This window comes from Limnospira sp. PMC 289.06, from assembly GCF_032350395.1.
In the GTDB taxonomy this organism is placed as follows: domain Bacteria; phylum Cyanobacteriota; class Cyanobacteriia; order Cyanobacteriales; family Microcoleaceae; genus Limnospira; species Limnospira platensis.
The window spans coordinates 11670-30005 of record NZ_JARPLC010000055.1; the positions used below are offsets into that span (position 1 = coordinate 11670).

At 44.3% G+C, this 18336-nt stretch carries 15 protein-coding genes; 14 read left to right on the forward strand and 1 reads right to left on the reverse strand.

Translation table 11 applies throughout. The features are described from left to right. Nucleotides 1–301 precede the first annotated feature (301 nt). The 11 genes from P5674_RS12970 (at nt 302) to P5674_RS13020 (ending at nt 12727) form a co-directional block, all read left to right on the forward strand. Nucleotides 302–1054, forward strand: coding sequence for a peptidylprolyl isomerase (locus tag P5674_RS12970; protein ID WP_006618578.1), 753 nt, complete (start codon nt 302–304; stop codon nt 1052–1054). Continuing rightward, complete coding sequence (locus tag P5674_RS12975) at nt 1051–4035, forward strand: peptidase domain-containing ABC transporter (protein ID WP_315670030.1); 2985 nt, start codon at nt 1051–1053, stop codon at nt 4033–4035. The genes P5674_RS12970 and P5674_RS12975 overlap by 4 nt, the downstream gene beginning before the upstream one ends. Nucleotides 4036–4115: 80 nt before the next feature. Beyond that, nucleotides 4116–5993 (forward strand): chromosome partitioning protein ParA, encoded by a 1878-nt coding sequence (locus tag P5674_RS12980; RefSeq protein WP_315670031.1) that lies wholly within the window; start codon nt 4116–4118, stop codon nt 5991–5993. 16 nt (nt 5994–6009) lie between these two features. Further along, nucleotides 6010–7776 carry a hypothetical protein gene (locus tag P5674_RS12985; protein WP_006618575.1) on the forward strand — a complete coding sequence of 589 codons (1767 nt, stop codon included), beginning with the start codon at nt 6010–6012 and terminating at the stop codon, nt 7774–7776. A 60-nt stretch (nt 7777–7836) separates the two neighbouring features. Then, on the forward strand, nt 7837–8385 hold the full coding sequence (rfbC, locus tag P5674_RS12990; RefSeq protein ID WP_014275717.1) for a dTDP-4-dehydrorhamnose 3,5-epimerase: 549 nt from the start codon (nt 7837–7839) through the stop codon (nt 8383–8385). Beyond that, the gene (rfbD, locus tag P5674_RS12995; RefSeq protein WP_315670032.1) at nt 8385–9263 is read left to right on the forward strand and encodes a dTDP-4-dehydrorhamnose reductase; all 879 of its coding nucleotides are present in this window, start codon (nt 8385–8387) and stop codon (nt 9261–9263) included. The genes rfbC and rfbD overlap by 1 nt, the downstream gene beginning before the upstream one ends. Before the next feature lie 69 nt (nt 9264–9332). Then, on the forward strand, nt 9333–10406 hold the full coding sequence (locus P5674_RS13000; protein WP_006618572.1) for a glucose-1-phosphate thymidylyltransferase: 1074 nt from the start codon (nt 9333–9335) through the stop codon (nt 10404–10406). 230 nt (nt 10407–10636) lie between these two features. Continuing rightward, nucleotides 10637–11485, forward strand: coding sequence for a glycosyltransferase family 2 protein (locus P5674_RS13005; protein ID WP_014275720.1), 849 nt, complete (start codon nt 10637–10639; stop codon nt 11483–11485). Nucleotides 11486–11516: 31 nt separating this feature from the next. Further along, a complete protein-coding gene (locus P5674_RS13010) occupies nt 11517–12215 on the forward strand; it encodes a Uma2 family endonuclease (protein WP_315670033.1) in 699 nt (232 codons plus the stop codon). Nucleotides 12216–12235: 20 nt separating this feature from the next. Continuing rightward, nucleotides 12236–12379 (forward strand): hypothetical protein, encoded by a 144-nt coding sequence (locus P5674_RS13015; protein ID WP_157888708.1) that lies wholly within the window; start codon nt 12236–12238, stop codon nt 12377–12379. A gap of 207 nt (nt 12380–12586) precedes the next feature. Then, the gene (locus P5674_RS13020; protein ID WP_161782990.1) at nt 12587–12727 is read left to right on the forward strand and encodes a hypothetical protein; all 141 of its coding nucleotides are present in this window, start codon (nt 12587–12589) and stop codon (nt 12725–12727) included. Here the strand turns inward: P5674_RS13020 and P5674_RS13025 are convergent. Further along, complete coding sequence (locus tag P5674_RS13025; RefSeq protein ID WP_286167472.1) at nt 12724–12849, reverse strand: hypothetical protein; 126 nt, start codon at nt 12847–12849, stop codon at nt 12724–12726. The two genes, P5674_RS13020 and P5674_RS13025, sit on opposite strands and share 4 nt — an antisense overlap. A 298-nt stretch (nt 12850–13147) precedes the next feature. On the opposite strand from P5674_RS13025, the gene P5674_RS13030 reads away from it, so the two are divergent. The 3 genes from P5674_RS13030 to hsdR are packed head-to-tail and all read left to right on the forward strand — an operon-like array spanning nt 13148 to nt 18170. Then, nucleotides 13148–14662 (forward strand): class I SAM-dependent DNA methyltransferase, encoded by a 1515-nt coding sequence (locus P5674_RS13030; RefSeq protein WP_062945793.1) that lies wholly within the window; start codon nt 13148–13150, stop codon nt 14660–14662. After that, on the forward strand, nt 14662–15849 hold the full coding sequence (locus P5674_RS13035) for a restriction endonuclease subunit S (RefSeq protein WP_062945794.1): 1188 nt from the start codon (nt 14662–14664) through the stop codon (nt 15847–15849). The genes P5674_RS13030 and P5674_RS13035 overlap by 1 nt, the downstream gene beginning before the upstream one ends. Then, nucleotides 15846–18170, forward strand: coding sequence for an EcoAI/FtnUII family type I restriction enzme subunit R (gene hsdR / locus P5674_RS13040; RefSeq protein WP_062945795.1), 2325 nt, complete (start codon nt 15846–15848; stop codon nt 18168–18170). Before P5674_RS13035 ends, hsdR begins: the two co-directional genes overlap by 4 nt. Nucleotides 18171–18336: the final 166 nt, after the last annotated feature.

Here is an 18336-nt window from a genome sequence, read left to right on the forward strand (position 1 = left end):
TCAGCAATTGAGGGGGGGTCAATTAATGTTCCTGATGCGATCGCTACAGATTGGCAATGGTATATAAGAGAGAGTAGCTGAACTGATGATGCAATATGTAGAATATATTAGGCAATAATTTAGGGAAGCCAGTGGTATGGCAGGCGGAACCGAAACTTGTTTTGCTTCGTCAGGACAGGAGCGGCAAAAGGTCTGTTATCATCGGTGCTTAATATGAAAAACTTGCATAAACACAATCATTACCCTAGGGTAGTGAAGCGATAAAAGCTCAGGGGGAAGCCCCAGTCAGTGGGAGAGAGCAATGACCGGAGTGTATAAAGTCGGAGAGACTATTATTAAGGCAGAGGAGATCCCGTCGCGGCTAAAGCACTATCAGATGATGGTGCCATTTGTGCGTGAGGTAATTTTAGACGAAGCGATCGCCGAGATTACCTGCACAGAAGAGGAAGCAGCGGCGGCGCTGGAAAAATTTGCAGCCCAACACCAACTGACCTCTCCAGAAGCTCAAAAGGCCTGGTTAAACTTAAATAAACTAACCTTAGAAGAAGCTCAGGCGATCGCCGAGCGTCCGATTAAAATAGAAAAATTCAAGCGGGAACGGTGGACTAACAAAGTAGAAAGCTACTTTATCACCCGGAAAAGTAGCCTAGATCATGTAGTGTATTCTTTAATCAGGACCAAAAATCCTGGACTAGCCCACGAATTGTATTTTCGTATATCCGAAGGAGAGCAAGAATTTTCCGAAGCGGCACGGGAATACTCAGAGGGGCCAGAATCTCGGACTGGTGGAATCATGGGGCCGGTGTCCTTAGCCCAACCCCACCCAGCAATTAGTAAACTGTTAGCAGTAAGTCAACCGGGACAACTGTGGCCCCCGCGTCCCTTATCAGAATGGATGGTAATTATTAGACTAGAAAAATTCATCCCAGCCCAACTCGATGAGTCCATGCGCCGTCATTTAATTGACGAACTATTTGAGACTTGGCTCCGAGAGGAAATAGCCAAAGTTGGCTGTCTTGAACCCCTGCATACTGAGGTGTCTTCCGTATCATGACCACATCTGCCGTTTCCAACCTACAGATCCAGGAATTTCTGCTGGAAACTAGCCCCTTCGATCGCATCAGCGAAAAGGGGCTACGAGACATATTACCCCAATGTCAGTTATTAAGCTACCGGACAGGACAACCAATTTTTGAGCGAGACAAACTCCCCACCCAGGTAGCAGTAATTTATCAGGGACAAGCTCGACTGTTAGCTTATGACTCCAGAAGCCAACGCCATACCAGCTTACAACTACTAGGAGCCAAAGAAATCCTGGGATGGGCTGGTTTACTAAGGGGAGTTCCCTGCGAAACAGTGATCGCTTCGACAGAGATGATTTGTATAAGCATCCCGGCGGCGGTCTTTATTAAACTAATGGATAAAGAGCCCCAGTTTGCGGAGGCATTTAGAGACCATGCAGCCATATCAGAAGTATTTGAGTTACTGAGCCAAAACCTGCAACAGGTAGCGAACTCCGGCGGTAACATCAAAGAAATGACCAAAGAATATTGGCCAGATGCGATCGTCGTCAACCTCCTAAACGGTCAAACCAAAGGCTCAGATCTAAAATTCAGACTAGATACTAATCGACTCTGGTTAGTTAGTAGCGGAGTGGTGGGAGATTACTCCGTCGGAAATGGCATCAATTTAGAAACCTTGGGTAAAAGCCTGAAAGTAGAAGGACCCAGGGGAGCGCGACTGGTAGGGTTGCGACAGGCTCCGACACACACCGAAGTAATATCGGAAGAAGACACATCACAAGACGGGTTAAAAGCATTATTACCCCATGTTATCCCTGCGCCAGAAACCCCCCCAGAGCCAGAAATAGACTCCTCCCAACAAATTCAAAGATTTCCCGTAGTGAGGGGACGGGGTACTGTTGACGCTCCCTTAGCTTGCTTTAATATGTTGAGCAAGCATTTTCGGGTAAATTTCCGCAAAGAACTAATTCGGCGCATCATTGAAGGTCAGCTAGAAACTGCGGGTTCTCTAACCCTACAAGCCTGTGGGGCGATCGCTCAAATGATGGGAATTACCGCCCAGTTAGTGCAAGTCCCCTCCAAAGCCTTATGCCGACTCAAAGCTCCCGCCATGATCCCGTGGCGAAATAGCTTTGCCATCATTTATAGCATCAGCGAAAAACAACTGGTCATGGCATCCCCGGAAGAAGGGATAGTAAAGATGCGCCCTGGCCAGTTTGTGGAAGTTTACGGAGAAGCCTGTCAAGTTCTCCTACTCCAAGAAACCAAAGGTGATCAGCAGGAACAGTTCAGCTTTTGGTGGTTTGTTCCAGCCATTATGGAACACCGGGGAGTATTTGTAGAAGTCCTGCTCTCCTCCTTCTTTGTGCAACTCTTCGGCTTGGTGAACCCCCTGCTGACCATGATCATCATCGATAAGGTGATGGGACAGCGCAACATTGACGCTCTCAATATTTTGGCATTTTTGATGTTGGGGGTAGCTCTATTTGAAGCCTTGCTGTCTGCGCTGCGAACATATCTGTTTGTTGACACCACCAACCGACTCGATGTTAAACTCAGTTCCGAAGTAATTGACCACCTATTACGCCTACCTCTCAACTATTTCGATAACCGCAAGGTGGGAGACTTGATGGCACGGGTGGGGGAACTCAGTAATATCCGTAACTTCCTCACAGGTACAGCCTTAACGGTAGTGTTGGACGCGGTGTTCTCCGTGGTTTATGTGGCGGTCATGTTCTATCTGAATGTGACTATGGCTCTAGTGGCTTTAGCACCCCTACCCCTGTTTGCTCTGATTATTATCATCAACTCCCCCATTATCCAAAGACTACTCAGGAGAAAAGCTGAGTTGTACGGTCACTCCCAAGCCTATCTGGTGGAGGTGCTTAACGGTATGCAAACCGTGAAGGCTCAAAATATTGAGTTGACCTCCCGCTGGGAATGGCAGGGACGCTATGCCCGTTATATGAGCTCTAGTTTCAAAACTATTCTCACCCAGACCGCGGCTAACTCCATTAGTGGGTTTTTGAATAAACTTTCAGCCTTGGCTCTGTTGTGGGTAGGGGCCTATTTGGTGATTAATAATGAACTGACTATCGGGGGATTGATTGCCTTCCGAATTATTGCTGGAAACGTGACCGGATCTCTGTTGCGCTTTGTCAGTGTGTGGCAAAGTTTCCAAGAGGTGGGAATGTCTGTAGAACGTCTGCGAGATGTCTTAGATACGGCTCCTGAAGCTGACGAAGCCGATCGCAATAATATCCCCATGCCGGAAATTGATGGCTCTGTTATCTTTGAAGAGGTATCTTTCCGTTTTGGACCCAGTGGCCCTTTGCAATTGGCAAATATTAATTTAGAATTCCCGGCCGGCTCCTTTGTGGCAATTGTGGGGTTGAGTGGTTCCGGTAAAAGTACCTTGATGAAAATCCTCGAACGTCTCTATCCACCTATGTCCGGCCGGGTTAAAATTGATAATTACGATATCAATAAGGTCGAACTATATTCCCTCCGTCGTCAAATTGGGGTGGTGCTTCAGGATACTTTGCTATTTAGTGGGACAGTACAGGAAAATATCGCCCTCACTAACCCAGAAGCTAGTACCGATGAAATTATCCGAGCCGCTAAGGTCGCTGATGCCCATGAGTTTATTATGGGTTTACCTAATGGGTACAATACGGTGGTGGGTGAGCGTGGTTCCGGTCTCTCCGGTGGACAGCGACAACGGATTGCGATCGCCCGTACCGTTCTCCAAAAGCCAAGACTATTGATTCTTGATGAGGCAACTAGCGCCCTCGATTATCAGTCAGAACGCTTAGTTAGTCAAAATCTCAGTCAAGAATTTCATGATCGGACGGTGTTCTTTATTACCCACCGCCTCAGCGCTATCAAAAATGCTGATGCTATCATTATGATGGATCAAGGGTCGATCGTAGAACAAGGAACCCATGATGAGTTAATGGCTATCAAAGGACGTTACTATTGCCTGTATCAACAGCAAGAGGCACAACAGTAAGGCGATCAACGTCATTGGTGGTAGAGGAGTCGAGTTTTTAAGCATTTTCTATTGGTATTGAACAACAGATAACAGAACTTATGAAATCAGCATCTATTTCTGAACAACCGGTCATCCTAGAAAAACCTGGTCTCCTCTCCCACTTGTTTCTGTGGATGATTATGCTAGTAAGCACCACATCCGTCATTTGGGCTTATTTTGCTAATATTGAGCAAACAGTCCCAGCTATGGGACAATTGGCCCTGACATCGGGAGCTAGGGAAATTCAAGCCCCAACTACTGGCGCGGTGGTCCGCTTGCACGTCGAAAATGGCGATCGGGTCGAAAGAAATCAGCCTATACTGACTTTTAGCCCCACTAATCCTAGCGCTGATCTGCGCGCCGTTGAAAGTTTGCGAGCCGCCCTAGAAAAGGAAAACGAGTTCTATGAGAGCATTGTTAATAATCAAATTACTACTAACTTACCCCCACAGTTAGCAGATTTGGTCAGAGACCGAGAAGCCCGCATTCAAGAAAATCAAACTCTACAATCCTTGGTGGACGAACTTTACCATGACCGAGGAACTGCTGTCAGTTTTAGCCCGAATATGGCGGGTTTGGTCGCTAACTATCGCGCTGAATACCAATCCAGAGTCGCGGCGGGTGAACTGAGAATTCAAGAACTGGAAAAACAATCGATTCAAAATCAAGATACCCTGGCGGCTGCCCGTCAACAACTGCGCTATATTGAAAATCAATTGACCTATTCAGAACAACAGTTAAACTTGGCTGGCAATCAGTTATCTAAGTCTGAGGAACTACTGAGTGTTAATGAATCGATTTTAGCTCAAATTTCTCCCTTGGTTGAGCAAGGGGCTATGTCTGACCTGCAACGCAAACAGCAAGAACAGGATATCCTCAGAAACCAAAATGAGGTGCTGCGACAACAAGACCAAATTCAACAACGACAAGGTGAAATTAATCAGCGCCGCCGGGATATTGAACAACAAAGAGCCGAAATTGAACGGCTACAGAATGAGGAACAACGTATCCAGACATCTATTGCTCGCACTAGGCAGGAGTTGCAAAATACTAAGGACTCCTGGGCTAGAGATATCTATAGTCGTATTCAAGAAAATCATAAACAAATTGCCAGCGCTGATTCTCAACTCAGTCGTTTGCGGTTGGACAATGAAAAAAGAATCTCTGACATTAAGTCTCAAATTGAAAAGTTGCAGGAACAGAGAAATACTCAGGTTTTGAGAGCGCCGGCATCGGGGATTATCTTTGAATTAGAGCCTTCGACTAAATCTAATGCTGCTTTGGATATGAATCAGGATGAGATTTGCTCCTATGTCATCAATTCTATTCTTCGACCTGGCGATCCGATGCCTTCCCGTTGTGATGAAGCCTATTTTGAGGCTCAACAAACTCAACCTCTGCTGACGATTTTAGATGATGATGAAGGCTTAAAAGCAGAAGTTCATATCAATAATAGTGATATGGCACTGGTGTTAAATGCTCTGCGGGTTAAACGGGAGTTGTTGACTCCTTTTGACGGCAAGGAAGTGGCAGGAGAGGTGATTGAGTGTCAGGTGGAAAAAGACTGTATCTGTCCTACCTCGGCGGCGGCGCGAGAGCAAATTGGTATTGCTGATGATCAGTGTATTGGCGTGGAAGTTAATATTGATGCCTTCCCTTCTAATGAGTTTGGCACGGTTCCGGGTGAGTTGATATGGATTAGCCAAAATGCTATTCCTCCAGAAGAAGGTCGCCCATTCTTTTCCTTTAGGGCAAATATTAAGCTGGAAAGACAATATTTTATGCTCAATGAAGATGTACCAGGACAGGAGGTGACAATTAACTTGCAGTCTGGTATGGCGGTCAATACTAAGGTTAATATCGGTAAGCGCACGGTTTTGCAAATGCTGTTTAGCCGACTCACAGGTAAGTTTGAAAGTATCACTAACTTGAGATAAGCCTAATTGACTTTAAATGTTTGATACCCCTCGGCGATCGCTACTTAAATTTCATCATTCTGGGTTGTGGGTTGGTTATCTACTTCCTGTGCTATCTGCGATCGCTTTTGTGGGGTACTTTGCTGTAGATGTGCCTTCCTTTGACCAGTGGGTTTTACCCGGTTTATTTGAAAAGACCGCTAACGGAAATTTAACCTTTCCTGATTTATTTGCTCTTCACAACACCCATAGAATTTTCTTTCCCAGACTGATTTTTATCGGTCTGGGTTTTCTGTCACAATGGAATATTAAAGCCGAATTATATTTTAGTCTGGGTCTGGCAATTATCTCGTTTTTGGGGTTATATAAATTGTCACTTTCAGCTAATGGGGTGACTCATATTTACCTCTTTCATCTCGCTAATTTTCTCGCCTGTATTCTGTTTTTTTCCCTCAATCAAGAATGGCTTTGGGGATTTCAAATCCCCATTTTTTTGATTAACTTTTGCATCATTTTCGCCCTGTTAATCTTTATGCCAAGTCCCTTAAATCCTCGCCATAAGTTCTTGATAGCTGCTGGTTTATGTGCGATCGCTAGTTTTTCCTCCGCTCAAGGTTTGGTGTCCTGGTTGGCGGTTATGCCTTCCCTAATTTCTCTACCAGGAAATGCTACACAACAAAGAAAGCGATCGCTTATTTGGTTACTCCTCTTTTTGCTATCCTGTGGATTATATGCCATTGGTTATCAACGGGAACCATTATCTATTACCCTCTCTGGTTGGGAGCGAGTTTATACCTTTATTCACTTTTGGTTAAATGTTCTCGCTGCACCCATAGTTCAATCTCCCCAAATCTCCTGGTTATTGGGCTTAGTAATTATCATATTTTTCCTGTATTTACTATACTATCATAGCCGAAAATACTCCAAATTTCAAACATTTTTAGATGCTAGTCCCTGGATTTCTTTGGGCATATTTTCCCTATTAACATCTCTATTAATGACCTGGGGAAGAGTAGATTTAGGCGCGAACTATCCCCTAACAGCCGTTCGCTATACCAGCCATACCACATTATTACTAATTGCCATAGTTTATCTCAGCATTCAGTGGATTTCTGAGAAGTATGCTAGTTTTAACTTGCCTATTCCTACTTTAATTTATAGCTTTATTTGTGGGATTTTAGCCTGTTTGGTTTGGGTGAGTTCAGGAAATGCGATCGCCAGAGTTCAGACCAATTTATTTTATAGCCAAACCGCCCAAACTTGTCTATATTTATTTCCCTATTTGGACTCACAATCAACCTTTTTTCAAAACTCCCCGCAACGTTGTTTACTCCCCCTCAGTAGATCGACTTGGTGGATTCAAGAAGGCGTAGAATCTCTCCAAAATATCGGCTTTAGAAACTTCGCCAACCAGCTTAAATTCACCGATAGTCCTGACTTAAACTATGGTTATATTGACTTTCCCTTAAATCCTGATTCTCCCCAAGTCATTCAATCATCAGAATCCTTAACTCTTAGAGGTTGGGCTATTTTACCAGACCGAGACCAACAACCACAATTAGTATTTTTATCTAAAGACGACCAACAGCTATTTTTTGCTAGTGCTTATGTAAACTTATACAGTCCTGACTTAGCCGATATTCTCCAAAGCGATCGCTACCAACAATCAAGATGGACAACCACCCTCCCCCCCCAATCTCTACCACCCGGAGAAACCCAAATCAAGGCTTGGGTTTATGACCCAGAGCAACATCAATTTTTTCGCCTCAATGGACAGATAATTGTGCAAATTACTCCACTTTGATTATTTTATATCCCCCCATATAGTAAACTAGAGATTGATGCCATTTTGTGGAACTGTCAAATGAACGTTATTCCCACGAAAATTCCTGATGTTTTCCTCGTCGAACCGAAAGTTTTTGGAGACCATCGCGGTTTTTTCTTTGAAAGTTTTAACCAGAAAGTATTTACCGAAAAAACAGGTGTGACCACAGACTTTGTACAAGACAATCATTCTCGGTCTAGTCAAGGAGTGTTGCGGGGTCTCCATTATCAAATTCAACAAACCCAAGGTAAACTACTGAGGGTAGTCCTGGGAGAAGTCTTTGATGTAGCAGTAGATATTCGGAAAAGTTCCCCAACTTTTGGTCAGTGGGTAGGCTATTATCTCAGTGCTGAAAATAAGCAACAATTATGGATTCCTCCCGGGTTTGCTCATGGTTTTTTAGTAACCTCTCCTGTAGCCGAAGTTCTCTATAAAACCACTGATTATTATGCACCACAGTATGAGCGATCGCTTCTCTGGAATGACCCAGACATCGCCATTGAATGGCCCCTAGAATCCCTAGAACCTAAATTATCTGAAAAAGATAAAAATGCCCACACCTTGACCAATGCAGAAGTTTTTGAATAATGCGTATTTTACTAACCGGAAAAAACGGACAATTAGGGTCGGAATTACAACCTTTACTCACTACCCTGGGTGAAGTTTTCGCCGTCGGACGAGATACCCTAGATTTAGCTAAACCTGATGCTATATCATCATTAATGGCAGAGATTAAACCCCATATAGTCGTTAATGCCGCCGCCTATACAGCCGTTGATAAAGCCGAAACAGAAACCGATTTAGCTACCGCTATTAACGGCATAGCACCCGGCATTTTAGCAGCCGAAAGCCAGCGGATTAATGCTAAATTAATTCACGTCTCCACCGATTATGTCTTTGATGGCACCCAAAGCCATCCCTATGTCGAAACCGACCCCACCAACCCATTAGGACAGTATGGTGCATCAAAATTAGCCGGAGAACAAGCCATTTTAGCCACTGATGCCAATTATGCCATTATTCGCACCGCCTGGGTTTATGGCGCAGGAGGAACCGGAAATTTTGTCAAAACTATGCTCCGTTTAGGTCGGGAACGAGAAGAGTTGAGAGTCGTCATGGATCAAGTGGGGACTCCCACCTGGACAGGAGATTTAGCAACGGCAATTGTCCAGTTAATTCCCCAATTAAATTCAGAAACATCTGGTATCTATCATTATACCAATAGTGGTGTTACCAGTTGGTATGATTTTGCGATCGCTATTTTTGAGGAAGCTAAATTATTGGGTGTACCTCTCAAAATTCAACAGGTCATTCCCATTACAACCGCTGAATATCCTACTCCCGCGCGTCGTCCGGCTTATTCGGTTTTGAATGGTAAAAAGTTGGCAACCCTCCTGGGAAATCATCCTCCTCAGTGGCGGTCTGGACTCCGAACTATGCTCAAAACCCTAATTAATCAAGGCTAAAACATCACTAAAACAGGCGATAAGCCTGTCAAAAACTTTTCTAAAACAGTCCTAATTCGGTGAATTTTAATGAAAGCATTAATTCTTTCTGGTGGTAAAGGAACTCGACTAAGACCCCTCACTTATACTGGTGCAAAACAACTCGTTCCCGTCGCTAATAAACCTATTTTATGGTACGGAATTGAGGGAATTGTCGCGGCTGGAATTACCGATATTGGCATTATTATTAGTCCTGAAACCGGCGAAGAAGTTAAAACTTTGACAGGTACAGGCGAGCAATTTGGCGCGAAAATTACTTATATTTTGCAAGATACCCCCGCTGGTCTCGCTCATGCCGTAAAAATTGCCCAGCCTTTTTTGGGTAATTCTCCCTTTATTATGTACTTGGGAGATAACCTAATTCAAAATCCCCTATCTCCCTTTTTAGAACAGTTTAAACAAAAGCAGCTTGATAGCTTGATTTTGCTGCGACCCGTCGAAAATCCCACCTCTTTTGGTGTAGCCGTTGTCGGTGATAATGGGAGAGTATTACAGTTAGTAGAAAAACCTCAAAATCCTCCCTCTAATTTGGCTTTAGTAGGCGTTTATTTCTTTGACAATACCATTCATGAAGCTATAGCTAATATTCAACCTTCCGCTAGGGGAGAGTTGGAAATTACTGATGCGATTCAACAACTAATTAACACTGATAAAAAGGTTGATGCTTGTACCCTCGATGGTTGGTGGTTAGATACTGGTAAAAAAGATGATTTACTCAGTGCTAATCAGATTATTTTGGATGAACGTTCTACCTATAATGTTGAAGGAGATGTTGACCCCCAAAGTCAGATTATTGGACGAGTTAAAATTGGTCGGGGAACTAAGTTGATTAACTGTACTGTTAGGGGTCCCGTCATAATTGGCGAAAATTGTCACCTGGAAAATAGTTTTATTGGTCCTTATACCAGTATTGCTGATGCTGTCAATTTGATTGATGCTGAAATTGAGCATAGTGTGATTTTATCCGAGGCGAAAATTATTAATATTAATCACCGCATTGTTGATACTCTAATTGGTCGCCGCGCTCAATTGACTACCGCACCACAAAGACCCAAGGCTTTACGATTTATGTTGGGAGATGATTCTCAGGTGGAATTGACTTGATGGGATTTTCCTAATCCGTTCATCTCTTCCCTTCTCTCTGTAGGAGCAATTTACCCATTGCTCCTACCATCTTTTTTTTCATCCTTACTCTTGACAAATTATCCGACTTGACTTACTATATAAGAATGGGAATCTGTGGCGACATATATATGCTATTCTCAACTTAATTATGGCTACCCTGGGGTTAGTTCTGTAAACCCAACTTCTGATTACATCTAAAACCAGCTTTTGTGATTTATTGGATAGTTGTTAATTATCACTCTACTGATTTGATTGAAACACTAATTCAATCTATCGCTAATAGTTCAAGTATTGACCACCAGATTATTATTGTTAACAACTCCCCCCAAGATAAAAGCATCTGGAAACTACACAGAAAACAAGTCATTATTTTAGATGCTTCCCACAATTTAGGATTTGGTCGCGCCTGTAATTTGGGGTTACAGTGGGTTTATCACCGAGACAACAATGCTTGGGTGTGGCTAATTAATCCTGATGTCGTCATTCCAGAACATACCCCTAACCAAGTTTTAGCCGTCGTGACCGAAAATCCCCAATTCTCGATTTTGGGAACATTGGTTTATCAACCTGATGGACGGGTTTGGTTTGGGGGAGGAGAATTTATACAGGAAACCGGCTTGATTGTCCAGCAACAGCATCTCCCAGCATCCGTCTCTGATTGTATCTCCACTACCTGGGTTACCGCTTGTAGCTTGTTAATTAATCTCCAAAAATTCGGAAACTGTCCTCAGTTTGACGAAGATTATTTTTTATATTACGAAGATTTTGACCTGTGTTTGCGTTATAGTAAACTCGGACATCAAATTGGGATGACTCCCCACATTGGGGTAATTCACCATCCCTCATCGATTACTGGGAGAAATCCTCATCTGAAACTCAAACATAGTATCTATAGCTATCTGCTGAGTTTAGAAAAACACGCTAAAGGTTTGGCTTGCTGGTATCGAATACTACGGATTACTGTGGTTTCCCTAATCACTTTTCCCTGGTATCCCCAGGCTAGTTTGTCTAAATTAATCGGAGTTTTAGACTATGTTAAATCTAGGTTTTGGGGATAAAATTATTTACAGTCAATAGTGGTTAGTTATTATGGATATCAATAAATGTAAACAACCCGGAGATAATCGCAGCTATTATCAGCTACAGTCGGAATTATTTTGCTTAACTTTTGCACCTCCTAAATATTCCAGAGATCTGATTTTGATGGCTAATAATATGAGTCTCTATTATGACCCATTAAACCCGACCTGGTGCGAATATCCAGATTGGTTTGCGGTGGTTGGTTTATCTGAATCTCTAGTTAATTTACCTCGTGAACAAGGCTATTATATCTGGAAGGAAGGACGACGACCAGCAATGGTTATGGAGTTTCTCCCTAGCCGAGATGAAACCGCAAAACAACCATCATCACCTCAACAACCTACAGCTTGGGAGGTTTATGAGCAAATTCTGGGGATTCCTTTCTATGTGGTTTTTGACTATACTACCAATAGTTTACAGTTGTTTAAGCTGTTAGGCGATCGCTATCAAAAACAGGAGTTAAACAACAATCAGTTTTGGTTTCCTGGATTAGATTTGGGTCTCGGCTTGTGGTGCGGAGAATACCAAGGCTTAAAGCGCTTTTGGTTGCGTTGGTATGATAGCCGTGGTCATTGGATTCCTCTGCCAGAAGAGTTACCGTCAGACACATCAGCATCGGTTTCTGTAGAGGATAGCCAACCCTCTCAGACTCCATCTAAACTCGGTCAGCATTTACAACAGTTGGGAATCGTTACCCACAAGATTTAACTTAACTCCAGAGGCTAAAAATGGCTGAGGTCTCACTTATAGCCGAAAATTGTCATAAAAAGGGCAATTTTACCATGTTGATGATATTTTTTCACAAAAACGGCTTTTTGTCAAGCATACAGCAACAAATGGCTAGGTTATTGATAGAAATTCGGACAATTTAATGGACTTCATCGACTCCATATAAAATCTTCATTTAACCTCAGATATCTGTGGTTATGGAGTGCGATCGCTTTTGGGTAAATCATCATCATTCCCCATTGACAAACTCCCCATCTTGACCTAATATAACACCATGGGAAACCGTGTCGGCTTATAGGGTACTTTCACCACCTTAAACACCCCTAACCGAAAGTAGATATCTCCTGGTTATGAAGTGCGATCGCTTTTTGGTAAATACCCAGAATTTCCTCAACTCCCAAACTACAGTAGATATCTGTGGTTATGAAGTGCGATCGCTTTTGGGTAAATCATCATCATTCCCCATTGACAAACTCCCCATCTTGACCTAATATAACACCATGGGAAACTGTGTCGGCTTATAGGGTACTTTCACCACCTTAAACACCCCTAACCCAAAGTAGATATCTGTGGTTATGAAGTGCGATCGCTTTTGGCAAGTTAAAGAAGTCATTACGGAGGTTAAATTTCTTATCCGTAGCCTAATACCTAATGATTAATTAAAACTGTGCGATCGCCTCTCCTAATCCCAAACTGTCAAAACCGACTGACAAGCAACCTAGGCAACCGGGAGGCGATGCCACTCAGTCCCAACTCAGTCACCGGTGCAATCTCAACCGATCCACAAAAACTTCACAAATATTTGTAATTTTATATCACCTGTTCAGTTATAATCAAACGATGACTCAATCACCTATGCAGATTCCTAGCCTTATTTTAGCGACTACACTATAAGTAATCGTACAGATTAAATGTTTGAGCAGACTTTCAAAAATATTGATGATGTCCTCTGGAAAGAGGCCGGTTGTACCACTGAACTCGACTATACCGAGCAAACTTCTTGGCTGCTGTTTCTGAAGTATCTGGACGACTTAGAACAGGAACGCTCAATGGAAGCCGAGTTAATGGGTAAGTCTTATGAGTTTATCCTAGACGAAACTTATCGCTGGTCTTACTGGGCTGTGCCGAAGTTACCGGATGGGCAAATCGACCGCAATAGTGCGTTAATCGGTGATGATTTAATCAATTATGTCAATGATGTTCTGTTTACCTACTTGAAAGGGTTCAAACAACGCGCTACGAGTTCGGACACCATTGAATATAAAATTGGCGAGATTTTCGGAGAAATTAAGAACAAGTTCCAAAGCGGCTACAGTCTGCGGGATGCCCTGGAACGAATAGATGAGTTAAGGTTTCAGACTCAGGATGAGAAGCACGAACTGTCTCATCTCTACGAAACCAAAATCAAGAATATGGGGAACGCCGGACGCAATGGCGGGGAATATTACACGCCGCGTCCGCTGATTCGCGCCATGATTCGCGTGGTCAAACCCAAGATAGGCGATCGCATCTATGACGGAGCTTGCGGTTCGGCTGGGTTCTTATGCGAAAGTTACGACTATCTGCGCCAGGACAACCTCACAACCCAACAGCTTAGGCAACTGCAAACTCAGACGTTATTCGGCAAGGAGAAAAAGAGCCTCGCCTATGTCATCGCCATCATGAACATGATTCTGCATGGCATTGATGCACCGAATATTATTCACACCAATACCCTGACTGAAAATCTCAGCGATATTCAGGATAAGGACCGCTTTGATGTAATCCTGGCTAACCCGCCATTTGGAGGCAAGGAACGGAAGGAAGTACAGCAGAACTTCCCGATTAAAACCGGAGAGACCGCGTTCCTGTTTTTGCAGCACTTTATCAAAATTTTGAAGGTGGGCGGACGGGCTGCGATCGTTATTAAAAACACTTTTCTGTCTAATGCGGATAACGCTGCCCGTGCCTTACGTCAAGAGCTTTTAAGTAGTTGCAATTTGCACAGTATTTTAGATTGTCCCGGTGGCACGTTTATCGGGGCTGGAGTTAAAACTGTGGTGCTGTTTTTTGATAAAAGCAATCCCACCGATGCAGTTCAGGGAATGCCTTTATTTTCCCAGGGGAAATCTCCAACGGAGGAATTAGCGACTCGGAAAATTTGGTACTACCAGCTAGACCCAGGCCGCAATATGGGCAAGACCAATCCGCTTAATGATGACGATTTACGCGAGTTTGTGGAGTTGCAAGCGACCTTTGCCGAGTCGGACAAGTCGTGGTCTGTGGATGTGGCGGATATTGACTGGGAAACTTGCGATTTGTCGGTGAAGAATCCGAATAAAGCAGAGGAAACCGCGTTGAGAGACCCGCAGGAAATCTTAGATGAGATTGCGGCGTTGGATACGGAGAGTGCAGAGATTTTAGCAGGTATTGGGGGGATGTTGTGATGAAGGATTGGAAAATAGTAAGCCTGAATGAAATTTCTGAATTAATTACTAAAGGAACAACACCTACTTCGGTCGGGTTTAAATTTTTTGATACTGGAAAGGTGAATTTTGTAAAAGTTGAAACAATCACAGATAATGGAAAATTTTTACCCTCAAAGTTGGCTCATATTGAAATGGATTGTCACCATTCATTAAAGCGCTCTCAATTAAAATCTGGGGATATTCTTTTTTCAATTGCAGGCGCATTAGGCAGAACTGCCATAGTAACTTCTGATATTTTACCGGCAAACACAAATCAAGCCTTAGCTATTATTCGTTTAAAATCATCTAACGCAATTCATCCAGAGTTTGTGTTTCGCTCACTTTCGTCTGGAATGCTAATTAAGCAGATAAAAAAAAGTAAAGGAGGTGTGGCTCAACAAAATTTATCCCTTACTCAAATAAAAAACTTTAAAATCCCTCTACCCCCCCTCGAAGAACAAAAGCGGATTGTGGCGATTTTGGATGAGGCGTTTGAGGGGATTGATGCGGCGATCGCCAACACCCAGAAGAACCTCGCCAACGCCCGCGAACTGTTTGATAGTTATCTGCAAAGTTTGGATGCAGAAAAACGGTACTTGGGGGAAATAGTTGATATTAAAACGGGTAAACTTAACGCGAATGCCGCTACCGAAGATGGTCAATATCCATTTTTTACTTGCTCTAAAGAAATATACAGAATTAGTGAGTATGCTTTTGACTGCGAAGCTATCCTGCTTGCGGGAAACAATGCAGTTGGGGACTTTAATGTTAAGCATTACAAAGGAAAATTTAATGCTTATCAAAGAACTTATGTGATTGCCGTGAGCGAAGCAAGTCAAGTTTTGTATAGATATTTGTACTTTCAACTACTAAAAAGTCTTAAAATGCTTAAAATTCAATCAGTTGGCGCAAATACAAAATTCTTGAAATTAGACATGATAAAAAATTTACAGATTGCCCTACCTGATATTGAAAAACAGCAGAAACTGGTTTTAGTATTAAACGAACTTGAATCAGAAACCCAACGCCTAGAATCCATCTACCAGCGCAAACTCGAAGCCCTCAAAGAACTGAAACAATCCATCTTGCAGAAAGCATTCACCGGAGAACTCACCGGCGACACGGTTAAGGAAGTAGCAGACACTTCTAAGGAGATAGCCGCATGAACGAAGCCGAAACCCGCGCCGAACTGATTGACCCGGCACTCAAAGCCACAGGGTGGGGAGTTGTCCTGGAAAGCCGAATTGGTCGCGAGGTCATCGCCCCCGGTCGGTTGCTGGGGGGTGGCAAACGAGCCAAACCGGAATATGCCGATTATGTCCTGGTTTATCGGAATCAGAAACTCGCCGTCATAGAAGCCAAAAAACGCGATTTGAGAGATACCGAAGGGGTGGGGCAAGCCAAGAAATACGCGGAAAAGCTACAAATCCGGTTTGCCTACTCCACCAACAGCCTCGGCATCTATCAAATTGATATGCTCACCGGGGCAGAGCGTCATATCAGCGAGTATCCCACCCCGGATGAACTGTGGGATGCGACATTCTCCGAAGCCAACGAGTGGCGGAACCGCTTCGCAGTCATCCCATTCGAGGACAAGAGCGGCTCTTGGGAAGCGCGATATTATCAGCACAACGCCATCACCCAGGTTTTGGAGGCGATCGCAGCGGGACAAGCCCGGATTTTGCTGACGATGGCAACCGGGACCGGCAAAACCTTCATCGCCTTTCAACTGGCTTGGAAGCTGTTCCAAAGTCGGTGGAACCTGAGCCGCCAACCCACCCGCCGTCCCCGAGTTCTATTTCTGGCCGATCGCAACATCTTAGCCAACCAAGCATTTAACTCATTCTCAGCCTTTCCCGATGATGCCCTCATCCGCATCGACCCCGAGAGCATCCGCAAACAGGGCAGAGTCCCGAAAAATGGCAGCATCTTTTTTACCATTTTCCAGACCTTCATGAGCGGCAAAGATGCCGAAGGAAATCCTACCCCCAACTTTGGCGACTATCCGTCAGACTTCTTCGACTTCATCATCATTGACGAATGTCACCGGGGGGGCGCGAACGACGAAGGCAGTTGGCGCGGCATCCTGGAATACTTCGCCCCAGCGGTGCAGTTAGGACTCACTGCCACCCCGAAGCGCACCAACAACGCGGACACCTACGCCTACTTTGGCGAACCCGTGTACACCTACGCCCTCAAAGATGGAATCAACGATGGGTTTCTGACCCCGTTTAGGCTCAAGCAAATTGAGACAACTTTGGATAAATATATTTATACTTCCGATGATACGGTGATTGAAGGGGAAGCCGAGGAAGGCAGACTGTACACTGAGAAAGACTTTAACCGCATCATTGAGATTGAAGAACGCGAAAGATATCGCGTTAAACTCCTGATGGAAAGTCTTGACCAGAACGAAAAGACCATCGTTTTCTGTGCCAACCAAGACCACGCGCTGGCAATCCGCGACCTCATCAACCAGATGAAAATTAGCAACCACCCGAACTACTGTGTCCGAGTCACGGCGAACGATGGCGAGATTGGAAACAAGCACCTCAAAACCTTCCAGGACAACGAGAAACGGATTCCAACCATCCTCACCTCCTCCCAGAAACTCTCAACCGGCGTGGATGCCCGAAACGTCCGCAACATCGTGTTACTGCGGCCCATCAACTCCATGATTGAGTTCAAGCAGATTATCGGACGCGGCACTCGGTTATTTGAGGGTAAAGACTACTTCACCATCTACGATTTTGTAGGCGCTTACCAGCATTTTAATGACCCGGAGTGGGACGGCGAACCCGAAGAACCCACCCCGATAACGCCTAGAGAAAAGCGCCCCGATTCCGAGAATCGCCTAGAATCTGAACCGACCGAACCCCAGGAACCGGCGCAACCCAAGAAACTGAAAATTCAACTCGCTGACGGCAAAGACCGGGAGATAGAACACACCCTATCCACCAGCTTTTGGAGTGCCGACGGGAAACCCTTGACAGCCGCCCAGTTTATCGAACGCTTATTCGGAGACCTGCCTGAACTGTTCCAAAATGAGAACGAACTCCGGGAACTGTGGAGCTTACCGGAAACCCGGAATCAACTGTTAGAAGGACTGGCAGAGAAGGGTTACGGCCCCCAGGAACTCAACGACATCAGCCGCCTTATCCATGCCGAAAAAAGCGATATCTATGACGTGCTGGCCTATATCGCCTACGCTTCGACTCCCATCACTCGCAAAGAACGGGTCATGGCTCGCAAACGCCGAATTTTGTCCCACTACAATGATAAGCAGCAGGAGTTTTTAAATTTTGTCCTAGACCATTACATGAATGAGGGGGTTAACGAACTCAATCCAGATAAATTACCTCAACTGATAGAACTCAAGTATCGCAGCATGGCTGACGCTGTGGCCCAACTGGGGAAAGTCCCGCTTATCCGCCAAGTGTTTATCGGTTTCCAGCGATACTTGTACGACGATATCAACACCGGATGATTCCGCTAAACTGTCACCACCAACGGTTTCGGGAATATCGAAACAGGCTAGGAAGATAGAGCCCAGAATTTCCTCAACTCCCAAACCAAAGTAGATATCTGTGGTTATGGAGTGCGATCGCTTTTGGGTAAATCATCATCATTCCCCATTGACAAACTCCCCATCG